This window comes from Bacillus sp. JAS24-2 (assembly GCF_008274905.1).
GTDB classification, from domain to species: Bacteria; Bacillota; Bacilli; order Bacillales; family Bacillaceae_G; genus Bacillus_A; species Bacillus_A cereus.
This window is the reverse complement of the sequence record NZ_CP031068.1, coordinates 5,128,117-5,147,254: the sequence shown is the minus strand read 5'-3', so window position 1 is coordinate 5,147,254 and position 19,138 is coordinate 5,128,117. Positions and strand designations below refer to the sequence as shown.

The following is a 19,138-nucleotide window of genomic DNA, read 5'->3' as shown; positions in this document are numbered from 1 at the left end:
TTCATGATAGGGAGGATTCAAGTTAAATATTCAGAAAATTTAGTACAATCTCCACTAAGAAATAGTATTGGGGGAATTGTATGTGAAGACATTGAAATCGATCTTACTTTGGGGCGTTATTACAGCAGTAGGAGCAGGTGCTTTTGGGGTAATAGCTTTATCACAAGGTGAAACCATTAATGCTGTATGGCTCTTAGTAGCTGCCGTATGTGTATATGCAGTTGCTTACCGCTTTTATAGTAGATTTATAGCGAGAAAGGTTTTTAATTTAGATGATAATCGGCAAACACCAGCCCATACATTAAACGATGGGAAAGACTATGTTCCAACAAATAAGTGGGTATTGTTTGGACATCACTTTGCAGCGATTGCTGGGGCGGGACCTTTAGTAGGACCGATTTTAGCAGCACAAATGGGATATTTACCAGGAACCATTTGGATTATTGTTGGGGTAGTTGTTGCGGGGGCTGTCCAAGATTTTGTCATTTTATTTGCTTCGATGAGACGTAATGGTAAATCGTTAGGAGAAATGATTAAAGATGAGATTGGACCTGTTACAGGACTAATTGCAATGATAGGTATTTTAGGAATTATGATTATTTTATTAGCAGTATTAGCGTTAGTCGTAGTAAAGGCACTAATCGGAAGTCCTTGGGGAATGTTTACGATAGCAGCAACGATTCCTATCGCTATTTTAATGGGAGTTTATATGCGCTATATTAGGCCTGGTCGTGTTGGAGAAGGATCAGTAATTGGTATTATCCTACTTATTTTATCTCTTGTTGGAGGACAGTATGTAGCAGAAAATCCAACACTTGCAAGTATGTTCACATTTAGTGGTGAAACAATTGCTATTATGCTTATTGTATATGGATTTATCGCATCGGCATTACCAGTTTGGATGCTTTTAGCACCACGTGATTATTTAAGTACATTTTTAAAAGTCGGAACAATTGTAGGGTTAGCAATCGGTATCTTAATTGTAGCACCAGATTTACAAATGCCAGCAGTTTCGAAATTTATTGATGGAACTGGTCCTGTGTTTTCTGGAAACTTATTCCCGTTCTTATTTATTACTATTGCTTGTGGTGCAGTGTCTGGATTCCATGCTCTCGTTTCATCAGGTACGACGCCGAAGATGATCGAGCAAGAGGGACACGCACAGCCAATCGGTTATGGAGCAATGTTAATGGAGTCGTTTGTAGCAGCGATGGCGATGATTGCGGCTTGTGTATTAACACCGGGAACGTATTTTGCAATTAATAGCCCCGCAGCACTTATCGGTACAGATGTTTCGCAGGCAGCTCAAGTTATTTCCTCATGGGGATTTGCTATTACACCAAATGAACTAAAAGATCTCGCTGTAAATGTTGGAGAGCAAACAATTTTATCACGTACAGGTGGTGCGCCAACATTAGCGATAGGTATGGCATATATTTTCTCACAAGTAATAGGTGGAACGGCCATGATGGCATTTTGGTATCATTTTGCGATTCTCTTTGAAGCTCTATTCATTTTAACAACAATTGATGCCGGAACGCGTGTCGGCCGATTTATGATTCAAGATATTTTAGGGCATGTATATAAGCCATTTGGGAAAACGGATTCTACATTAGCGAATGTAATCGCTACAACATTATGTGTATTAGGGTGGGGATATTTCTTATACCAAGGGGTAATAGATCCGCTCGGTGGAATTAATACATTATGGCCACTTTTCGGTATTGCAAATCAAATGCTAGCAGGTATTGCATTATTACTTGGAACGACAATTTTGTTCAAAATGGGAAAAAAGGCGTACGTTTGGGTAACACTTATTCCAACTGTCGGGTTGCTGATTGTAACGATGACGGCGGGATATCAAAAGCTATTTCATGAAAATCCTAAAATTGGATTTCTATCGCATGCAAAGGTATTTCAGGGAGCATTAGATGAGGGAAAAGTGTTAGCGCCAGCAAAAAATGTTGCTCAAATGAAGCAAATTATTTTCAATGATTATATCGATGCAGCGCTTTGCGGAATTTTTATGATAGTTGTAATCGCTGTGTTAATTTCAGCACTTCGAATTTGGATCCAAGTATTAAGAAATAAGCCAATGCCGTTAAAAGAGGCACCATATATTCCTAGAGATGAAAGTGAGTCGAGGAACTATGCTTAAAAAGTTGTGGCAAGTATGGGGTGAAAGAAAACGCTTTATTAGTTTGCTCGTTGGGGTACCAAGTTATGAAGTATATGTGGAGCATATGAAAAAGCATCATCCTGAAGAAGAGGTTGTATGTCAAAAGCAATTTTTTGCTGAGGCACAAGAAGCAAGATTTAATGTAAAGGGTGGAAAAATATCACGCTGTTGTTAATGAAAAAGGGCGAGTTTTCGCCCTTTTTATTTTTTTGCTGTTTCACGTGGAACAGCAAAAATAAATAAAATATTTGGGAATTAAAGGTATTTCGTATACAATAAGGTGAGGAAGGGGATAGATGGAAAAGTAGGGAGATTATTTTATGTTAAGGGACTTATTTGTAAATACAACAATTATTCTTTCCTTTATTTTTATTGGAGGTCAGCTTTTAAGGGATAAGCCGTTAAAAGAAGGATTCTCTTTTGGGCAGAAATGTGTAGTAGGCATTTTTACTGGGATACTAGGTATAGTATTAATGTATTTCAGTGTTCGTGTTGGTACCATTCTATTGGATTTACGCTACTTAGCTGTTATTCTAGCTGTTATTATTGGAGGACCGATAGCGAGTACCATAACAATTGGTATGATTTTAGTAACTAGGCTGTTGTTTATGGATTATTCATTAGCTTCTCAAGTGGCTTTTTATACAATCATTGCGATAGGAATAGGGAGTATCTTTATTTCGCGCATGAAGCTTTCTTTAGGGGGAAAGTGGGTATGGTTACACACATATATTTTATCTATTCTAATCCCAGCGTTATATATATGGTTAATTAAAGAGATCCACATAGTGAGATTATATTTAATTTCTAGTATTATTACAGGTTACATAACATTCATAAGTGCAAATTATGTTTTACAATCCAATGAGTTATTTCAAAAGATAAAACAATACGCAACGATAGATGCATTGACAGGTTTAGGAAACGTAAGACAGTTTGATTTAGAGATGAATCGTCATATTAGTAATAAGAACATGAAAAATGATTCGTTTTGTTTACTACTTATAGATATTGACCACTTTAAGTATGTAAATGATACGTACGGGCATCCTGCAGGGGACGAAGTGCTAAAACAAGTAGGATGTATTTTACGAGAAACTTCACAATTTCCAGATTTGGCTTTTCGAAAGGGTGGAGAGGAGTTTGCGCTTTTGATACCGAATAAGGGATTAGCTTACGGAATTCTTACGGGCGAGCAAATTCGTACAGCTGTTGAAAGTCACTCATTTCAATTGTTAGATGAAACGAAAATAAAAATTACAGTTTCGGTGGGGGTTTCAGAATATGAAGGATCACCGGAGCAATTTATTCAAGTGGCAGATGATGCGTTATACTACTCGAAACGAAATGGTAGAAATAAGGTCAGCTCTGTATCTTAAAGATAAGATGACCAGAAGACATAAAGCTTATAAAAAACACTCACAGAGGCAATGTATGAACTTTGTGAGTGTTTTTTATTTATATATTAGACAAGTTCTTTTGATACAACAAATTTACGATATGCACCATGGTGAGTTGGACCTACGTATTCGTTAATTTTGAATGAGTAACGAATAGCAGCTGTGATGAATTCTTTAGCAGTTTTTACTGCTTCTTTCACAGGTTTTCCTTTTGCAAGTTCTGCTGTAATTGCAGCAGAATATGTGCAACCTGCGCCGTGTGTATTTGTCGTATCAATTTTTTCTGATTCTAGAAGGTCGAATGTTTCTCCATCATATAGGACGTCGATTGCAGTTTCCGTACCAAGTTTGCTACCGCCTTTAATTAGGACGTATTTCGCACCTAAAGCATGGATCTTTTTCGCTGCTTCTTTCATGTCTTCAAGAGAATTAATCTTTACGCCACTTAATTGGTAAGCTTCAAATAAGTTTGGTGTTACAACTAATGCCTTTGGAACAAGAACGTCACGTAAGCAATCATTCGTTTCAGGATGTAATGCTTCATCAGCACCTTTACATACCATAACAGGGTCAACTACTACATTTTTGAAATTGTGCTTTTCGATTGTTTCTGCAACCATTTCAATAATTTCTACTGATCCAAGCATACCTGTTTTTAAAGCGTCTACGCCAACACCTTCAATTGTTGTTTCTAATTGTGGTTTTAATGTAGAAGCTGGGATTGGAAATACGTTATGTGCCCAACCGTTATGTGGATCCATCGTTACGATTGTTGTAAGAGATGTCATTCCGTATACGCCCAGTTCTTGGAATGTTTTTAAATCTGCTTGTATACCAGCACCGCCACTTGTGTCAGAACCAGCGATAGTAAGTGCTTTATTTAATGTCATTATGAAAGCCCCCTCGAGTGATATAATGAAAACTATGTTCTCACCATTATATCAATGTTACGAATAAGTACAAAGTGAAAAGTAGATGATTTATTTTAAGAGCTATTTAAAATCTTGTATGCAGGAGACTGAGTATGTTTCGAGATAATCGTACAAATGAATTAGTTATATTAAAGGAAATTGCAGAAACATTAAATACATCAAATGATACATATCATGTATTGCAAGCTGTCCTAGAGAAATTACTAAGTGTAACAGGCTTAACGACAGGATGGATTTTTCTTGCGGATGAAAATGGGAAGTATACGAAGTTAATTGATTATCAATTACCAGAGGCACTTACATATGAAAATAAACGCCCGATGTGCGAAGGTGAATGTTGGTGTTTACGAGGTTTTGTAGATGGAAAATTAGAGAGAGCCGTTAATATTATTGAATGTAAAAGAATTAATAATGCAATTGAATATAATTGGGGGGATACGGAGGGCATTCTTCATCATGCTACGGTTCCTTTAAAAGCTGGGGGAGAAAAATTTGGGGTGTTAAATGTTGCAAGTCCGGGTAAAACACATTTTTCAGAAGAAGAATTAGTATTACTCCAATCGGTTGCCTTCCAAATTGGTACGGCTTTAAAGCGAACAAAATTATATGAAAATGAAAAGAGAAGAGCACATTATTATGTGAAATTAGAGCGTTTCATTCAAGATTTAAAAACGATTCATAAGTTTAATGTACTACCTGAAAAGGTGGTAAATCACGTAGGTGAAGTATTTCAATGGAATCAAGTAGCGCTTTTTATTAGGGAGGAAAAAGAATTATCTCTGCGAGCGTCTTACGTTCAGGAAGAGTTAAAAGAGGATATAAAAGAGGCGGCCAAGAAGGCGTTAGAACAAGATGAACCAGTTCTAATAAAACATCAAATAGGACATAATGTACATCTAAATCGAGCTGTTATTGCTACACCAATACATATTCAAAACCATATATTTGGTGTTTTATGTGTTAGCTTGAATAATGGAGAGTTGGATGCTAATACAATAGATGTAATTCAAGCATTATCGAACCATGTTTCGTTAATAATAGAGAATTTGAGGTTAAACGAGCAGCGCCGTGAACTTGTGCGAATGGAAGAAAGAAATCGGTTAGCAAGAGATTTACATGATTCTGTTTCGCAAAAATTATTTTCATTAACCTTCATGACAAAAGGCGCTGAGGCAGTTTTAAAAGGTAAAAATGAAAAGGTAGATCAATCTTTGTATGAGATGCGTGAACTGGCGCAAGGAGCTTTGAAAGAAATGAGGACATTAATTTGGCAGCTTCGTCCGGCAGGATTAGAAAAAGGATTATTGCCAGCTCTAAAGCAGTACGGTGAAAATTTGGGACTGAAAATTAGGGAGCAAGTTACGGGTGTTCGTGATTTACCTCGTGTAGTAGAAGAAGCTTTGTGGCGCATAGGCCAAGAAGCACTGAACAATGTAAGTAAGCATGCAGGTATAAAAGAAGCGACGATTTATTTTACAGTGAATGAGAAAAATGTATCATTAGAAATAGTTGATCAAGGAAAGGGATTTGTGGAAAAGAATATAAAAGAAAAGAAATCACTAGGTATGACTACGATGCGTGAAAGAGTAGAATTAGTTGGTGGAACAATTAAAATTGTAAGTGATAAGAAAAGAACAAGTGTAAAAATAAACGTACCATTATGATGTGAAAATGAGGGAAGTTCGTGAAAATAAAAGTATTGTTAGTTGATGATCATACAGTCGTTTTAAAAGGATTAGCATTTTTCTTAAGTACACAGGAAGATTTAGAGTTAGTTGGAGAAGCGAATAATGGGAAAGAAGCGTTAGTGAAAGTAGGAGAAACAACTCCCGATGTTATATTAATGGATTTATACATGCCTGAAATGGATGGTGTTGAGGCGACGGCATATATTAAAAAAGAGTATCCAAATGTGAAAGTAATTGTATTAACTAGCTTTTCTGATCAGGCGCATGTGTTACCTGCATTAAGGGCTGGAGCAAGTGGTTATATTTTAAAAGATGTAGAACCAGATCAGCTTGTTGAGGCTATTCGAAGCGCATATAAAGGTAATATTCAATTACATCCGGATATAGCAAATGCTCTTCTCTCTCAAACGTTACCTGTAGAAGAAAAGGAAGAAGAACCTTCTATTCAAGTGGATGTGCTAACAGCGAGAGAAAATGAAGTATTGCAGCTATTAGCGAAAGGGATGAGCAATAAGGAAGTTGCATCTGTTTTAGTTATTACAGAAAAGACGGTTAAGGCGCATGTAAGTAGCATTTTGAGTAAGTTGAATTTATCTGATCGTACGCAAGCGGCATTATATGCAGTGAAAAATGGAATTGTATAAGACGAAAGTCGTAAGACCAAGTTCGCCTTTGGAAGGTGGACTTTTTTTATGGAAAAATACGTCTATGTGAGGACGAAATTGTCATTATATAAAGATAAAATATGTTTGTAAGCAACAAAACAACAATTACAAGGGATACCTTTTTTGAAAGCATATAACAACATAAGAGTGAGTACTAGGAGGAATAAATAATGGCAACAGTTTTATTCGTTAAAGCAAATAACCGTCCAGCGGAACAAGCAGTTAGTGTAAAATTATATGAGGCATTTTTAGCAAACTATAAAGAAGCACACCCAAATGATACAGTAGTAGAACTTGATTTATATAAAGAAGAATTACCATATGTAGGCGTAGATATGATTAATGGTACATTCAAGGTAGGTAAAGGATTTGATTTAACAGAAGAAGAGGCAAAAGCAGTAGCAGTTGCTGATAAGTATTTAAATCAATTCCTAGAAGCTGATAAAGTTGTTTTCGGCTTCCCATTATGGAACTTAACGATTCCAGCAGTATTGCACACATATATTGATTATTTAAACCGTGCTGGTAAAACGTTCAAATATACGCCAGAGGGTCCAGTTGGCCTAATCGGAGATAAGAAGATTGCATTATTAAATGCAAGAGGCGGCGTATATTCAGAAGGTCCAGCAGCTGAGGTAGAAATGGCTGTTAAATATGTAGCAAGTATGATGGGCTTCTTCGGCGCAACAAACATGGAAACAGTAGTTATTGAAGGGCATAACCAATTCCCAGATAAAGCAGAAGAAATCATTGCTGCAGGTCTTGAAGAAGCAGCTAAAGTAGCAAGTAAATTTTAATTAAAAGTATAATCGTCACTCGAAAAAACAGCATTAACATGTAAACGTTAATGCTGTTTTTTTATATTTTTAGTTCATCAGCAAGTTTTTCTAATGTATTTCGATCTTGTATATAATATGTTCGGCCTTCTTTTCTTAAATAATTTTGTTGGCAAAACTGATTTAATACATATAAAAGATGACGGTAGCTGACATTTAAATATTCCGAGGCCTCGGTATGCTTTTCTATATAACAATTATTTTGCTCTGTTAATAAAATAAAAGCAGCTAATCGATTTTCAAAAGGATAACTATAGTTTTTTGCGTGATTTTCAGTGCGAGTAATTGTCTTTTCTCCAATAAATTTACATAAGTGCTGTAAAAACGTTGCATCTTGTAATAAAAGTTGCTGACAATCTTTAAGAGGAAGTGCCAAACACACACAATCTTCTAGTACTTCAACGGACTTAGTAATATTTTCTACTCCTATTAATCCTAATTCCCCGATAAAAGATGGTGCTTGAATAAAATTAATTAATGAAACCTTCCCGTTTTTATGACTCATATATATTTTTGCTTTCCCAGAAATTAAGTAATAGAGATAAGGGAGAGCATTTCCTTCGCTACATATCATCTCTTTCGTTTGAAAAGAATGCAGCTCTACATATGGCAAGACATGAAATGAAAATAGGGTATGGAATTGATGGATTCGCATGTATTGATAAATTTCTTCCTCATTTTTGCTGATTTTCATATTTTCACCCCCATGTATAGTATGAGATATCTCCTATTATCTTTACAAGAAGGAATGATACGATTTATGTAAATTTGTTTTTGTAGAAAAGAGAGTGTGATGAATTTATGAAAAAATATAAAACATTGTTATTTGATGTAGATGATACATTACTAGATTTCCAAAAGGCTGAAAAAGTGGCTTTACGGGTGCTTTTTGAAGAGAAGGGAATCCCTTTAACAGACGAGATAGAGGCTCGTTATAAAAAAATAAATAAAGGTCTTTGGGATGCTTTTGAAAAAGGAGAACTATCACGCGATGAAGTTGTAAATACAAGATTTTCTCTGTTGTTTAAAGAGTATGGAGAAGAAGTGGATGGAATATTATTGGAAAATAATTATCGTAACTACTTAGAAGAAGGAAATCAACTCATGCAAGGTGCGTTTGAATTTATAAATCAAATTCAAGGAGAGTATGAATTGTATATAGTGACAAATGGTGTTTCTAAGACGCAAGATAAACGTTTGCGTAATGCAGGTTTACATTCATTATTTAAAGATGTTTTTGTTTCGGAAGATACAGGTTTTCAAAAACCGATGAAAGAGTATTTTGATTATGTTTTTGAACGGATTCCTAACTTTGCACCTGAAGCAGGGCTGATTATTGGGGATTCATTAAGCGCTGATATGAAAGGTGGATATGTAGCGGGAATTGATACTTGTTGGTTTAATCCAGAAAGGAAATTAAATGATAGTGGGATTATACCGACATATGAAGTGCATAATTTTGAGGAGTTAGAAGCGTTATTAAAGCAGCATGTGTAATAAAAAAATAGGCAGTGGAGCTTTCATCCCCACTGCCTATTTTTATTAATTTTTATTTTCGTTATGTTTTGGGAGCGGAAAGGCATTCCCGATAGCAGCTGCACCAAGCATGGGCAATAGTAAATTAAGCGGGAAAAACATAAGTAATAGTAATGTTATAGCTATTGGCTTTCGTAACGCATAGCTTGAAATTGCTGTCGTTACGATGGCAACAGATGCTACTGGATCTATAGGAAGAATAGATGCTACAGCGTATCCGATACTTGACCCGGAAAATATAATTGGGAAGATATGTCCACCTCGCCACCCTGTGTTCAAACAAACGGCAGTAATGCACAACTTTAAAATCCCTGAAAGAAGTAGTATCCAAAAAGATAAATGGCTCCATTCAACAACTAATTCTTTTAATTGATGTTCACCTGAAAATAATGTGTACGGAAGAAAAGTTCCCGCAATTCCTAATAAAATACCACCGATAATTCCGAGTGTCAGTTTGTATTCCCTAAAAGGGTGAATTAACTTCTCTAATGTGAATTCTAACTTGAAATAAAAGAAACCAACTATAGCACCGATACTAGCAAGTGGAAGAAATGCGATCCATTCATTGAAAGAAAGTGCACCTTCCCCGAAATCAACAATAAAGGATCCACGATTATCGAGTTTACTCAGTAGTAAATAAACAGAAAAACCTGCGAAAGTAGTAGCTAAGTATACAATCGCCTTTTTTCCTTTAGAAAAAGCAGCAATTTGTTCCCCCTCATTTTCATTTGGTGCTAAATAACCGAATAATGGTGCGTTAAAAATGACACTTAAAGTAGCTCCAATTCCGATCTCGGTTAGCTCATTCATACTCTTTAAGGCAAATTTAAAGCGATCCCCTACCCATGTGCACAGTCCGCCTATAATTCCAACTAGTGCGGCTTCTGGACCAAGACTAGCACCGAAAATTAAAACAATAATCGCTGTTAAAGTAGCCTGATGGACAAAGCGATATTCGATTCGACCAGTTTTTTTATATTCAGCCATCACTTCAGGCATAAGGCGTGGGTATGTACCGAAATGTTTTTGTGATAGACCAACAAGGACCCCGCCAATTATTGTTACGCAAAGGGTGTAATAAGAGGGAAAAGAGAGAACTTCAGGCAAGTATCCCCAAATAAAGTGGATTCCAATATTTATTGTGACTAAAAATAACCAGACTGTAGCTCCTACTATAGATCCTAGAAGAATGCCATATAGAGCAAGTATGTACTGCATATCTTTTTTATTTGTCATGTTATACCTCCGTTATGTAAATCTTAGTAGGTAAAAAAGTGAAATATACTAGTGAAAAATGGATTGAATATATATAGTATCTTTTTGAGAAGATGGCCTATTCAACATATAGGCTAACTTTAGGGGAATTTGAATTTATAGGTTAAATTACTTATTTAATTTTATAGACTGATTTGAGGTTTTTAAAGGTCTTTTTTGAAATAGACTAGAATATATTTCTTTTGTTGCTTTATATGAAACTGTTAACATTTATTTTAGAACATTCAGAAAAACCGTTTGACATTAGGAAATTATTGCTATAAAATCAACGGTAATTGCATAGTCTTATCAAGAAAAGGTGGAGGGACAGGCCCGATGAAACCTTGGCAACAGCCGTATAACGGAATTGTGCCAAATCCTGCAGGTAGTAATCCTGAAAGATAAGAAAGAGCCTTTAGAGCGTGTTTTCAAACTGCTCCTTTCTTGTTTTCAGGAAAGGGGCAGTTTTTTATTTTGTATAAAAGAAAGGAGAATGAGAGATGGGAGAATCATGGGGAAAAGGAACAATTTGTGTGCAAGGTGGCTATACGCCAAAAAATGGTGAACCACGTGTTTTACCACTTTATCAAAGTACAACATATAAATACGATACTTCAGATGATTTAGCAGCCCTATTTAACTTAGAGGCAGAAGGATATATTTATACACGTATTGGAAACCCTACTCTAGCCGCATTTGAGCAGAAGTTATCAGATTTAGAAGGCGGTGTAGGAGCTGTTGCAACGGCTTCTGGGCAAGCAGCTATTATGCTCGCAGTTTTAAATATTTGTAGTAGTGGGGATCATTTACTTTGTTCTTCAACGGTTTACGGGGGAACGTTTAATTTATTTGGAGTGAGTTTGCGTAAACTGGGCATTGATGTTACGTTCTTTAATCCAAATTTAACGGCAGATGAAATTACGGCGCTTGCTAATGACAAGACGAAACTTATCTATGCAGAATCGTTAGGAAATCCAGCGATGAATGTTTTAAATTTTAAAGAATTTTCAGCTGCTGCTAAAGAATTAGAGGTACCTTTTATCGTTGATAATACATTAGCAACTCCTTATTTATGCCAGGCGTTTGAACATGGGGCAAATATTATTGTTCATTCTACGACGAAGTATATCGATGGGCATGCGAGCTCCTTAGGCGGTATTGTAATTGACGGTGGAAACTTTGATTGGACAAATGGAAAGTATCCTGAACTTGTTGAACCAGATCCAAGTTATCACGGTGTAAGTTACGTTCAAAACTTTGGTGCAGCAGCGTATATTGTGAAAGCACGTGTTCAGCTATTAAGAGATTATGGAAATTGTATGAGCCCATTCAATGCATATATTAGCAATATTGGCTTAGAAACATTGCATTTACGAATGGAACGTCATAGTGAAAATGCTCTTGCAGTTGCTAAGTGGCTTGCTAATCATGAACGTATTGAATGGGTGAATTATCCGGGCTTAGATAGTAATGAAAATTACTCATTGGCACAACAGTACTTGAAAAAAGGTGCTAGTGGTGTTTTAACTTTCGGTATTAAAGGCGGATTAGAAGCAGCAAAAGAATTTATCGCAAATGTAAAACTAGCAACTCTTGTAACACACGTAGCTGATGCACGAACTTGCGTTATACATCCTGCTAGTACGACGCATAGACAATTAAATGCTGAAGATCAGCGTTTAGCTGGTGTTACATCTGATTTAATTCGTTTATCAGTTGGTATAGAAGATGTTTCTGATATTATTGCAGATTTGGAAGCAGCTCTAGTTGGGGGCAAAACACATGCCGATCATAATTGATAAAGATTTACCGGCTCGCAAAGTGTTACAAAAAGAAAATATTTTTGTAATGACGAAGGAGCGAGCGGAAACACAAGATATACGCGCTTTGAAAATTGCTATATTAAATTTAATGCCAACGAAGCAAGACACAGAGGCACAATTACTTCGCTTAATTGGAAACACACCGTTACAATTAGATGTTCATTTGCTTCATATGGAATCACATCTATCTCGTAATGTAACGCAAGAACATTTAACAAGCTTTTATAAAACGTTTCGTGATATTGAAAATGAAAAGTTTGATGGGCTCATTATTACAGGAGCGCCAGTGGAGACTCTTGCTTTTGAAGAGGTAGATTATTGGGAAGAGCTTAAACATATTATGGAGTATTCAAAAACGAATGTAACATCTACGCTCCATATTTGCTGGGGAGCACAGGCTGGCTTGTACTATCATTATGGTGTTCCAAAGTATCCCCTTAAGGAAAAAATGTTCGGTGTATTTGAACATGAAGTTTGCGAGCAACATGTGAAATTGTTACAAGGATTTGATGAATTGTTTTTTGCTCCGCATTCTCGTCATACAGAAGTACGAGAGAATGATATTAGAGGAGTGAAAGACTTAACATTGTTAGCAAACTCTGAAGAAGCAGGTGTTCACCTTGTTATTGGGCCAGAAGGAAGGCAAGTGTTTGCCCTTGGACATAGCGAATATAGTTGTGAGACGTTAAAACAAGAATACGAACGAGATCGTGACAAGGGATTAAATATTGATGTGCCAAAAAACTATTTTAAACATAATAATCCAGATGAAAAGCCGCTTGTTAGGTGGAGGAGTCATGGTAATTTATTGTTTTCTAATTGGTTGAATTATTACGTGTATCAAGAAACCCCTTATATATTGTAAAGAAGGATTGTGTAACACGTGGCAACGTTTTCCTTGTAAAGATTAAACTTTATTTTTCTGAATGTTCAAAATACATTGTTTTTCAGATTTTTTACTCATATAATTTCATCTAAACACAATTTTTGAGGGGTGGACAGTACTATGAAAGAAATTCAAGTTGGGTTATTAGGTCTTGGGACAGTTGGCAGTGGTGTGGTTCGTATTATTACGGATCATCAAGAACGACTCATACACCAAGTAGGTTGTCCAGTGAAGGTAACGAAAGTATTAGTGCAAAACATTGAGAAAGAGAGAGAGGTAGAGGTACCTTCTACTCTATTAACACAAGATGCAAATGAAATTTTAGATAATCCAAATATTGATGTTGTCATTGAAGTGATGGGTGGCATTGATGATGCAAAATCATATATTTTACAAGCTTTAAAAAGCGGAAAGCATATTGTAACTGCAAATAAAGACTTAATGGCATTACATGGAGCTGAGTTATTAGCGACAGCAAAAGATAATAAGGCTGATTTATTCTATGAGGCGAGTGTGGCAGGGGGAATTCCAATTTTACGCAGTATCGTAGAAGGACTTTCCTCAGATCTTATTACGAAAGTAATGGGAATTGTAAATGGAACGACAAATTTTATTTTGACGAAAATGTCAGACGAAGGGAGAGCATATAACGACGTGTTAAAAGAAGCCCAACAACTTGGATTTGCAGAAGCAGATCCAACATCAGATGTAGAAGGTTTAGATGCAGCAAGAAAAATGACGATTTTAGCTACTCTCGGTTTCTCTACAAATGTAGAGCTTGGAGACGTGAAAGTAAAAGGGATTACCTCTATTACAGAGGAAGATATTGAATATAGTAAGAGCTTAGGTTATACAATTAAATTAATCGGTCTTGCAAAACGAGATGGTGAAAAATTGGAGGTTACAGTTGAACCAACTTTACTTCCAAATACACATCCTCTTGCGGCAGTACAAAATGAATATAACGCTGTGTATGTGTATGGTGAAGCAGTTGGGGAAACGATGTTTTATGGACCAGGCGCAGGAAGTTTACCAACAGCGACAGCTGTTGTTTCGGATTTAGTTGCTGTAATGCAAAATATTAGATTAGGGGTAACAGGAAATAGTGCTGTAGTCCCACAATATCAAAAAGTATTAAAAGAGCCAGACGAAATTGTCGTGAAAAAGTTTTTAAGACTGCATGTAAAAGACGAAATTGGTGTATTTGCAAAAATTACTTCATTGTTCTCTGAGCGCGGAGTTAGCTTTGAGAAAATTATTCAAATGCCGCTTGAAGAGAAAGGAAAGGCTGAAATTGTAATTGTAACGCATCGTGCGTCTCTTGCTGATTATGATTATATTCTACATACGTTGCAAGGGTATGAAGAAATAGATTGTTTGAAAGCGAACTATCGAATTGAAGGGGATGCTAAGTAGTATCCTTACCATAAAACAGAAAGAGCCTATTAAGCAGCTTGCTTAATAGGCTCTTTTCTATTTAAAATCTGCGTACCAACTTGAATAAATGCTTGGATAATCCAGCCTGTTGTAAAGGATAAGATGATTGTTCCAAAATAGATAGGTCCGTCTAATAAAAAGCTTAACGTTAAAAATAAAAAGGCTAATGAAATCTCTGTTCTTCTAAACGTCCATTTTTTCTTCTCAGCAACCGTTAAAACGAAAGCTTCTTGAGGCGCTGCGCAAAGGTTTGTAGAGACGTAAAGACCAATTCCAGCTCCAACGAATAGATTTCCGCAAATAAGTGTTATATATTTTGGAAGAGAGCGGATAGCGTCCATAATAGTTGTAATGGAACCAATCCAATCAACAAAAAGAGAAATAAGAACCATCGTTACAATTGTACCGATTGTAATTTGTTTTTTATTCCAAAAGAGTACGATAAGTGTAAAAGCAAAGTTAATCATGAAAATCCAAAAACCAATACTTATGCCAAAATTTTGATATAGTGCAATAAAGAAGGAATCATAAGGGCTAAGTCCAAAGGAAGTAATTGTCGTCATCATATTAATACCGATGGCAAGAATGAGTAAACCGCCAATGAAAAATATATATTCTAATTTGAATCGAAGCATAGTTGTATATCCTTTCTAAATGTATTTGCTAGGAAAGGATATATTGTGGAAAGCTTACCAGGTCAAGGGAGAATTTTTGTGAGAAGGGGAAAATGAGATGACAAATATAAGAAAGATTGCTGAACTTGCTGGAGTATCTGTTTCAACTGTTTCACGTGTACTAAATAATCATCCGTACGTAAATGAACAGAAACGAAAAGAAATTTTAGCGATTATAGAAGAATTAAATTACACGCAAAATGTGAATGCAATTCATTTAGTGAAAGGAAAAACGAATGTAATTGGCGTTTTATTGCCACACGTAAATGATCAATATTATAGCGCTATTATCGAGGGGATATCAAAAGAGACAGCAAAGAATAATTATAATATGATGCTTTGCCAGACGAATTATAGCGAAGAAAGAGAACTAGAAATTTTAAATATGTTAAAAATGAAAAAGCTTGATGGGGTTATTATTTGTTCTCGGGCAAATAGTAAGGAGAAGCTTGAAGAATATACAAAATTCGGCCCGATTGTTATGTGTGAAGAAATAGATTCAAAATGCATTTCAAGTGTCCATATCGATTACTACAAAGTATTTTCACTTGGGATGAAAAGCTTAATAGATGCCGGTCATACACATATTGGATATTGTATTGGAAGAAGTAATAGTGTTAATAGCCAAAGACGAAAGAAGGCATATGAAGATTCGCTTCAACAGAGTATCGTAACACCGTTAGAGACCTGGAAATTTGAGGGTTGTTTTACAGTGGAAGATGGACGCAATGTAATTAGAGAATGGGCTCATATGTCAGTAAAACCGACGGCGTTCCTTGTATCTTGTAACCATATTGCAGCGGGGATGGTTACAGAAGCAAAAAAACAAGGAATTCGTATTCCAGAGGATATTACGATTATCGGGTGTGATGATCAAGAGGTGGCAGATATATTGGGTATAACGACGATTTCGCATTCTAGTAAAAACGTTGGAGTAAAAGCGTTTGAATTATTATATGAAAAGATTAATGAAGAGAAATTAGATGTGAAGCATATAGAGTTATTACCAGAGTTAGTAAATAGAGAAACGACGTAATTGAGAAGGTGTGAAAATCGCTTTTCAAAATTTCGTTTGGTATAATTATGGACAATCTATGAGGGCTAAAAGGGGTTTTGATATGAGATCAAAAGTAGTAAAAGTAATTCTACTCATTACAATTGCATCTTTCTGTTTATTTGCATATGGCTTTGTTTCAGGTGTAAATGATGTATTAAATCCGAAAGCTTCAAATTTAATTAAAAAGACCGATGTAGTGGCAAAAGAGAAAAAGAAAACGGGAACGTTACAAATCGTTAGTTTAGGTGATTCATTAACGCGTGGCGTTGGTGATAAAGAAGGAATTGGCTATGTTGGGCGAATGAAAGAGGATTTACAAAAAGATTATAAGCAAAAAATTGCATTAACAAATTTAGCAGTTAGTGGTGCAAAAATGCCCGATTTATTAAAACAAATTGAAAGTAATGGCGCTCAATATTCAATTAAGCAAGCAGATGTAATCGTGTTAACGATTGGTGGGAATGATTTGTTCCCAGGCTGGGAATCGCTTGGGAAAATAGATTTAGAGACGTATCGTCCTGACACAGAAACGTTTCAAAATGAAGCAAAGAAAATTATAGAAGAAATTCGTAAATTAAATACAGATAGTCCGATTTTTTGGCTTGGTTTATACAATCCTTTTGAAGATGTAGAAGATTTAAAAGGGTCTTCAAACATTGTTGTGGACTGGAATGCATCTTTAGAGAAGTTAGCGCTAAACGATAAAAATGTATATATTACACCGACATTTGATTTATTCCAAAACCGTGGGAAAGATTTATTATACTCTGATCATTTTCATCCGAACGAAGTAGGTTATACGTATATGGCAGAACGTTTAGTTCAAAATGTTGTAAGTAAATTAAAACTAGAACAAGGAGGGGTAAAATGACGACGATACTTTCCGTACGAGATTTGAAGAAGGTAATTGGAAAGAAGACTCTTGTAGAGAATATTTCCTTTGATGTAAAGCAAGGAGAAGTGTTCGGGTTCTTAGGACCAAATGGTGCTGGAAAGACGACTACCATTCGAATGTTAGTCGGATTGATTAAGGCGACAGAAGGTACGATTTCTATTGGTGGTTATTCGATTAAGGAAAATTTCAGAGAAGCGATGCGTCAAATTGGGAGTATCGTTGAAAACCCAGAGTTGTATACATATTTAACGGGATGGGAAAATTTAAAGCAATTTGCTCGTATGTTAGGTGATATATCAGATGAACGTATTATTGAAATTGCTGAAATGGTTCATTTAGATGAAAGAATTCATGACAAGGTAAAAACGTACTCACTTGGTATGAAACAACGCCTTGGAATTGCGCAGGCGCTCCTTGGGAATCCAAAATTGCTCATATTAGATGAGCCAACGAATGGTTTAGATCCAGCAGGGATTAGAGAACTTAGGGAATTTATACATAAGCTTGTAAAAGAAGAAAATATGAGCGTGTTTATTTCAAGTCACTTGCTAAGTGAAGTGCAAATGATATGCGATCGCGTTGCTATTATTCATAAAGGAAAAATGATAACAGTTGCCAAGGTTGAAGAATTAATTAAAACAGCAAGTGATCGTGTAGAATGGATTGTTACACCAATTTCTAAGGCGAAAGATATGCTAGAAGCGGCCGAAGAAGTAAGGGAAGTGAGTGTAGAAGGCGATCGATTACTATGCCGCATGGATATTGCATCTATAAGTAGTTGGAATAAACACTTTGTCGAAAATGAAATAGATGTACATAGCGTTAAGGAGCTTGTATTTACGCTAGAAGATTTATTTATTGAACTCACAAGGGGTGAGCAGCATGCGTGAATTTGCGAATCTAGTTTTAAATGAATCAGAAAAGATTTACCGCAAGAAACGTATTTTTGTTGTCATGCTTATTTTAGCAATCTTGATCCCGCTTTTTGTGTATGCGCAGTATCGTGAAATAGAAACGACACAAAAAAGACTCGGTACAACTGATTGGAAGGTTTCATTGCAACAGCAAATTGTTGATTCTCAGAACCGGTTGAACAATTCTAGGTTGCCAGAAGAATGGCGTGATTGGTTAAAGGTAAGAGTTGAGCAACAACAATATTATTTAGATCATGATATTAATCCGATGGCACCGGGTGCACCGACTTTTGTCAGAGCATTTATTGAACAAGGAATTACATTATTTATTCCGCTTCTTGTAATGATTGTAGCCATTGATATCGTTTCAGGAGAACGAAGTGATGGGACGATGAAGATGTTACTTACGCGGCCAATTCGGCGTTGGAAAATACTCCTTAGTAAATACGTGACGATGTTATTTTTCATTTCGCTCATACTGTTTCTTGTAGGTTTGTTTGCTTACATATTATCAGGGCTTGTATTTGGATACTCGGGATGGAATTTACCTGTTTTAACAGGATTTGTTATTGATAAGGAAACGCTAAATACGAACTTTGTGCATCTTATTCCGCAGTGGCAATACATCTTAATGGCGTATGGACTAGCATGGTTTGTTGCTATCGTTGTCGGAACTATATCATTTATGGTCTCTGTTTTAATTCGTAATACACCAGCTGGTATGGGCGTTATGCTAGCTGCATTAATTGCAGGCGGTATTTTAAGCTCGTTCGCAACATCTTGGGAAGGCGCCAAATATATTTTTAGTGTGAATTTATCATTAACGGATTATTTATCAGGAAAATTACCTGCATTACAAGGTTTATCGATGGGATTTTCTTTGATGAATTTAACTGTTTGGGCAGTTGTTTCTCTTGTTATTTCGTTCGTAGTATTTACAAGACAGGATATGGTGAATTAAT

Annotated in this window: 18 protein-coding genes and 1 riboswitch; of the genes, 14 read left to right on the top strand and 4 right to left on the bottom strand. The window is 36.0% G+C overall.

All coding sequences use genetic code 11. The features are described 5' to 3' along the window. Window positions 1-82 precede the first annotated feature (82 nt). From cstA to DN407_RS26725, 3 genes are all read left to right on the top strand, one after another. A complete protein-coding gene (gene cstA, locus DN407_RS26735) occupies window positions 83-2,158 on the top strand; it encodes a carbon starvation protein CstA (RefSeq protein WP_000854311.1) in 2,076 nt (691 codons plus the stop codon). Continuing rightward, complete coding sequence (locus tag DN407_RS26730; RefSeq protein WP_149216730.1) at window positions 2,151-2,354, top strand: YbdD/YjiX family protein; 204 nt, start codon at window positions 2,151-2,153, stop codon at window positions 2,352-2,354. Before cstA ends, DN407_RS26730 begins: the two co-directional genes overlap by 8 nt. Window positions 2,355-2,499: 145 nt before the next feature. After that, window positions 2,500-3,558 carry a GGDEF domain-containing protein gene (locus DN407_RS26725; RefSeq protein ID WP_149216729.1) on the top strand — a complete coding sequence of 353 codons (1,059 nt, stop codon included), beginning with the start codon at window positions 2,500-2,502 and terminating at the stop codon, window positions 3,556-3,558. 86 nt (window positions 3,559-3,644) lie between these two features. Here DN407_RS26725 and pdxK read toward each other — a convergent pair whose 3' ends face one another. Beyond that, the gene (gene pdxK, locus DN407_RS26720) at window positions 3,645-4,469 is read right to left on the bottom strand and encodes a pyridoxine/pyridoxal/pyridoxamine kinase (RefSeq protein ID WP_000174252.1); all 825 of its coding nucleotides are present in this window, start codon (window positions 4,467-4,469) and stop codon (window positions 3,645-3,647) included. Window positions 4,470-4,603: 134 nt separating this feature from the next. Between pdxK and DN407_RS26715 the strand changes: the two genes are divergently transcribed. The 3 genes from DN407_RS26715 to DN407_RS26705 all read left to right on the top strand — a co-directional run bounded on the left by DN407_RS26715 (window position 4,604) and on the right by DN407_RS26705 (window position 7,661). Continuing rightward, window positions 4,604-6,175, top strand: coding sequence for a GAF domain-containing sensor histidine kinase (locus DN407_RS26715; RefSeq protein WP_098559601.1), 1,572 nt, complete (start codon window positions 4,604-4,606; stop codon window positions 6,173-6,175). A gap of 20 nt (window positions 6,176-6,195) precedes the next feature. Beyond that, window positions 6,196-6,843 carry a response regulator gene (locus tag DN407_RS26710; protein WP_000695813.1) on the top strand — a complete coding sequence of 216 codons (648 nt, stop codon included), beginning with the start codon at window positions 6,196-6,198 and terminating at the stop codon, window positions 6,841-6,843. 191 nt (window positions 6,844-7,034) lie between these two features. Further along, window positions 7,035-7,661, top strand: a complete 627-nt coding sequence (locus DN407_RS26705) for an FMN-dependent NADH-azoreductase (RefSeq protein ID WP_000246735.1) — start codon at window positions 7,035-7,037, stop codon at window positions 7,659-7,661. 61 nt (window positions 7,662-7,722) lie between these two features. Here the strand turns inward: DN407_RS26705 and DN407_RS26700 are convergent, their stop codons facing one another. Further along, the gene (locus DN407_RS26700) at window positions 7,723-8,394 is read right to left on the bottom strand and encodes a transcriptional regulator YeiL (protein ID WP_000703320.1); all 672 of its coding nucleotides are present in this window, start codon (window positions 8,392-8,394) and stop codon (window positions 7,723-7,725) included. A 107-nt stretch (window positions 8,395-8,501) separates the two neighbouring features. Between DN407_RS26700 and DN407_RS26695 the strand changes: the two genes are divergently transcribed. Continuing rightward, window positions 8,502-9,197 carry a YjjG family noncanonical pyrimidine nucleotidase gene (locus DN407_RS26695; protein WP_098022406.1) on the top strand — a complete coding sequence of 232 codons (696 nt, stop codon included), beginning with the start codon at window positions 8,502-8,504 and terminating at the stop codon, window positions 9,195-9,197. A gap of 45 nt (window positions 9,198-9,242) precedes the next feature. Here the strand turns inward: DN407_RS26695 and DN407_RS26690 are convergent, their stop codons facing one another. Further along, complete coding sequence (locus tag DN407_RS26690; RefSeq protein WP_000182468.1) at window positions 9,243-10,472, bottom strand: chloride channel protein; 1,230 nt, start codon at window positions 10,470-10,472, stop codon at window positions 9,243-9,245. A gap of 321 nt (window positions 10,473-10,793) precedes the next feature. Next, window positions 10,794-10,898, top strand: a riboswitch (SAM riboswitch). Window positions 10,899-10,990: 92 nt separating this feature from the next. On the opposite strand from DN407_RS26690, the gene DN407_RS26685 reads away from it, so the two are divergent. The 3 genes from DN407_RS26685 to DN407_RS26675 all read left to right on the top strand — a co-directional run bounded on the left by DN407_RS26685 (window position 10,991) and on the right by DN407_RS26675 (window position 14,615). Next, a complete protein-coding gene (locus DN407_RS26685; protein ID WP_000504780.1) occupies window positions 10,991-12,289 on the top strand; it encodes a bifunctional O-acetylhomoserine aminocarboxypropyltransferase/cysteine synthase in 1,299 nt (432 codons plus the stop codon). Further along, a complete protein-coding gene (gene metA / locus DN407_RS26680; RefSeq protein ID WP_001121538.1) occupies window positions 12,273-13,178 on the top strand; it encodes a homoserine O-acetyltransferase MetA in 906 nt (301 codons plus the stop codon). Before DN407_RS26685 ends, metA begins: the two co-directional genes overlap by 17 nt. A 141-nt stretch (window positions 13,179-13,319) precedes the next feature. Beyond that, window positions 13,320-14,615, top strand: coding sequence for a homoserine dehydrogenase (locus tag DN407_RS26675; protein WP_000659107.1), 1,296 nt, complete (start codon window positions 13,320-13,322; stop codon window positions 14,613-14,615). 29 nt (window positions 14,616-14,644) lie between these two features. Here DN407_RS26675 and DN407_RS26670 read toward each other — a convergent pair whose 3' ends face one another. Continuing rightward, entirely contained in the window at window positions 14,645-15,271 is a 627-nt protein-coding gene (locus DN407_RS26670; RefSeq protein ID WP_000943411.1) for a YczE/YyaS/YitT family protein, read from the bottom strand. A gap of 97 nt (window positions 15,272-15,368) precedes the next feature. Between DN407_RS26670 and DN407_RS26665 the strand changes: the two genes are divergently transcribed. Genes DN407_RS26665 through DN407_RS26650 form a run of 4 tightly spaced genes read left to right on the top strand, consistent with a single transcriptional unit; the run spans window position 15,369 to window position 19,137 of the window. Beyond that, window positions 15,369-16,346: a LacI family DNA-binding transcriptional regulator gene (locus DN407_RS26665; protein ID WP_000181959.1), complete on the top strand. Its 978-nt coding sequence runs from the start codon at window positions 15,369-15,371 to the stop codon at window positions 16,344-16,346. A 10-nt stretch (window positions 16,347-16,356) separates the two neighbouring features. Continuing rightward, window positions 16,357-17,238, top strand: a complete 882-nt coding sequence (locus tag DN407_RS26660) for an SGNH/GDSL hydrolase family protein (RefSeq protein WP_002022849.1) — start codon at window positions 16,357-16,359, stop codon at window positions 17,236-17,238. Further along, a complete protein-coding gene (locus DN407_RS26655; RefSeq protein ID WP_000207719.1) occupies window positions 17,235-18,152 on the top strand; it encodes an ABC transporter ATP-binding protein in 918 nt (305 codons plus the stop codon). Before DN407_RS26660 ends, DN407_RS26655 begins: the two co-directional genes overlap by 4 nt. Continuing rightward, window positions 18,145-19,137, top strand: coding sequence for a DUF2705 family protein (locus DN407_RS26650; RefSeq protein WP_001206477.1), 993 nt, complete (start codon window positions 18,145-18,147; stop codon window positions 19,135-19,137). Before DN407_RS26655 ends, DN407_RS26650 begins: the two co-directional genes overlap by 8 nt. Window position 19,138 lies beyond the last annotated feature (1 nt).

Bases quoted from the DNA above. Each gene is read 5' to 3' on its own strand.
- DN407_RS26730 (WP_149216730.1), top strand. From the start codon at position 2,151: ATGCTTAAAAAGTTGTGGCAAGTATGGGGTGAAAGAAAACGCTTTATT.
- DN407_RS26725 (WP_149216729.1), top strand. From the start codon at position 2,500: ATGTTAAGGGACTTATTTGTAAATACAACAATTATTCTTTCCTTTATT.
- pdxK (WP_000174252.1), bottom strand. From the start codon at position 4,469: ATGACATTAAATAAAGCACTTACTATCGCTGGTTCTGACACAAGTGGC.
- DN407_RS26715 (WP_098559601.1), top strand. From the start codon at position 4,604: ATGTTTCGAGATAATCGTACAAATGAATTAGTTATATTAAAGGAAATT.
- DN407_RS26705 (WP_000246735.1), top strand. From the start codon at position 7,035: ATGGCAACAGTTTTATTCGTTAAAGCAAATAACCGTCCAGCGGAACAA.
- DN407_RS26700 (WP_000703320.1), bottom strand. From the start codon at position 8,394: ATGAAAATCAGCAAAAATGAGGAAGAAATTTATCAATACATGCGAATC.
- DN407_RS26695 (WP_098022406.1), top strand. From the start codon at position 8,502: ATGAAAAAATATAAAACATTGTTATTTGATGTAGATGATACATTACTA.
- DN407_RS26690 (WP_000182468.1), bottom strand. From the start codon at position 10,472: ATGACAAATAAAAAAGATATGCAGTACATACTTGCTCTATATGGCATT.
- DN407_RS26685 (WP_000504780.1), top strand. From the start codon at position 10,991: ATGGGAGAATCATGGGGAAAAGGAACAATTTGTGTGCAAGGTGGCTAT.
- metA (WP_001121538.1), top strand. From the start codon at position 12,273: ATGCCGATCATAATTGATAAAGATTTACCGGCTCGCAAAGTGTTACAA.
- DN407_RS26675 (WP_000659107.1), top strand. From the start codon at position 13,320: ATGAAAGAAATTCAAGTTGGGTTATTAGGTCTTGGGACAGTTGGCAGT.
- DN407_RS26670 (WP_000943411.1), bottom strand. From the start codon at position 15,271: ATGCTTCGATTCAAATTAGAATATATATTTTTCATTGGCGGTTTACTC.
- DN407_RS26665 (WP_000181959.1), top strand. From the start codon at position 15,369: ATGACAAATATAAGAAAGATTGCTGAACTTGCTGGAGTATCTGTTTCA.
- DN407_RS26655 (WP_000207719.1), top strand. From the start codon at position 17,235: ATGACGACGATACTTTCCGTACGAGATTTGAAGAAGGTAATTGGAAAG.
- DN407_RS26650 (WP_001206477.1), top strand. From the start codon at position 18,145: ATGCGTGAATTTGCGAATCTAGTTTTAAATGAATCAGAAAAGATTTAC.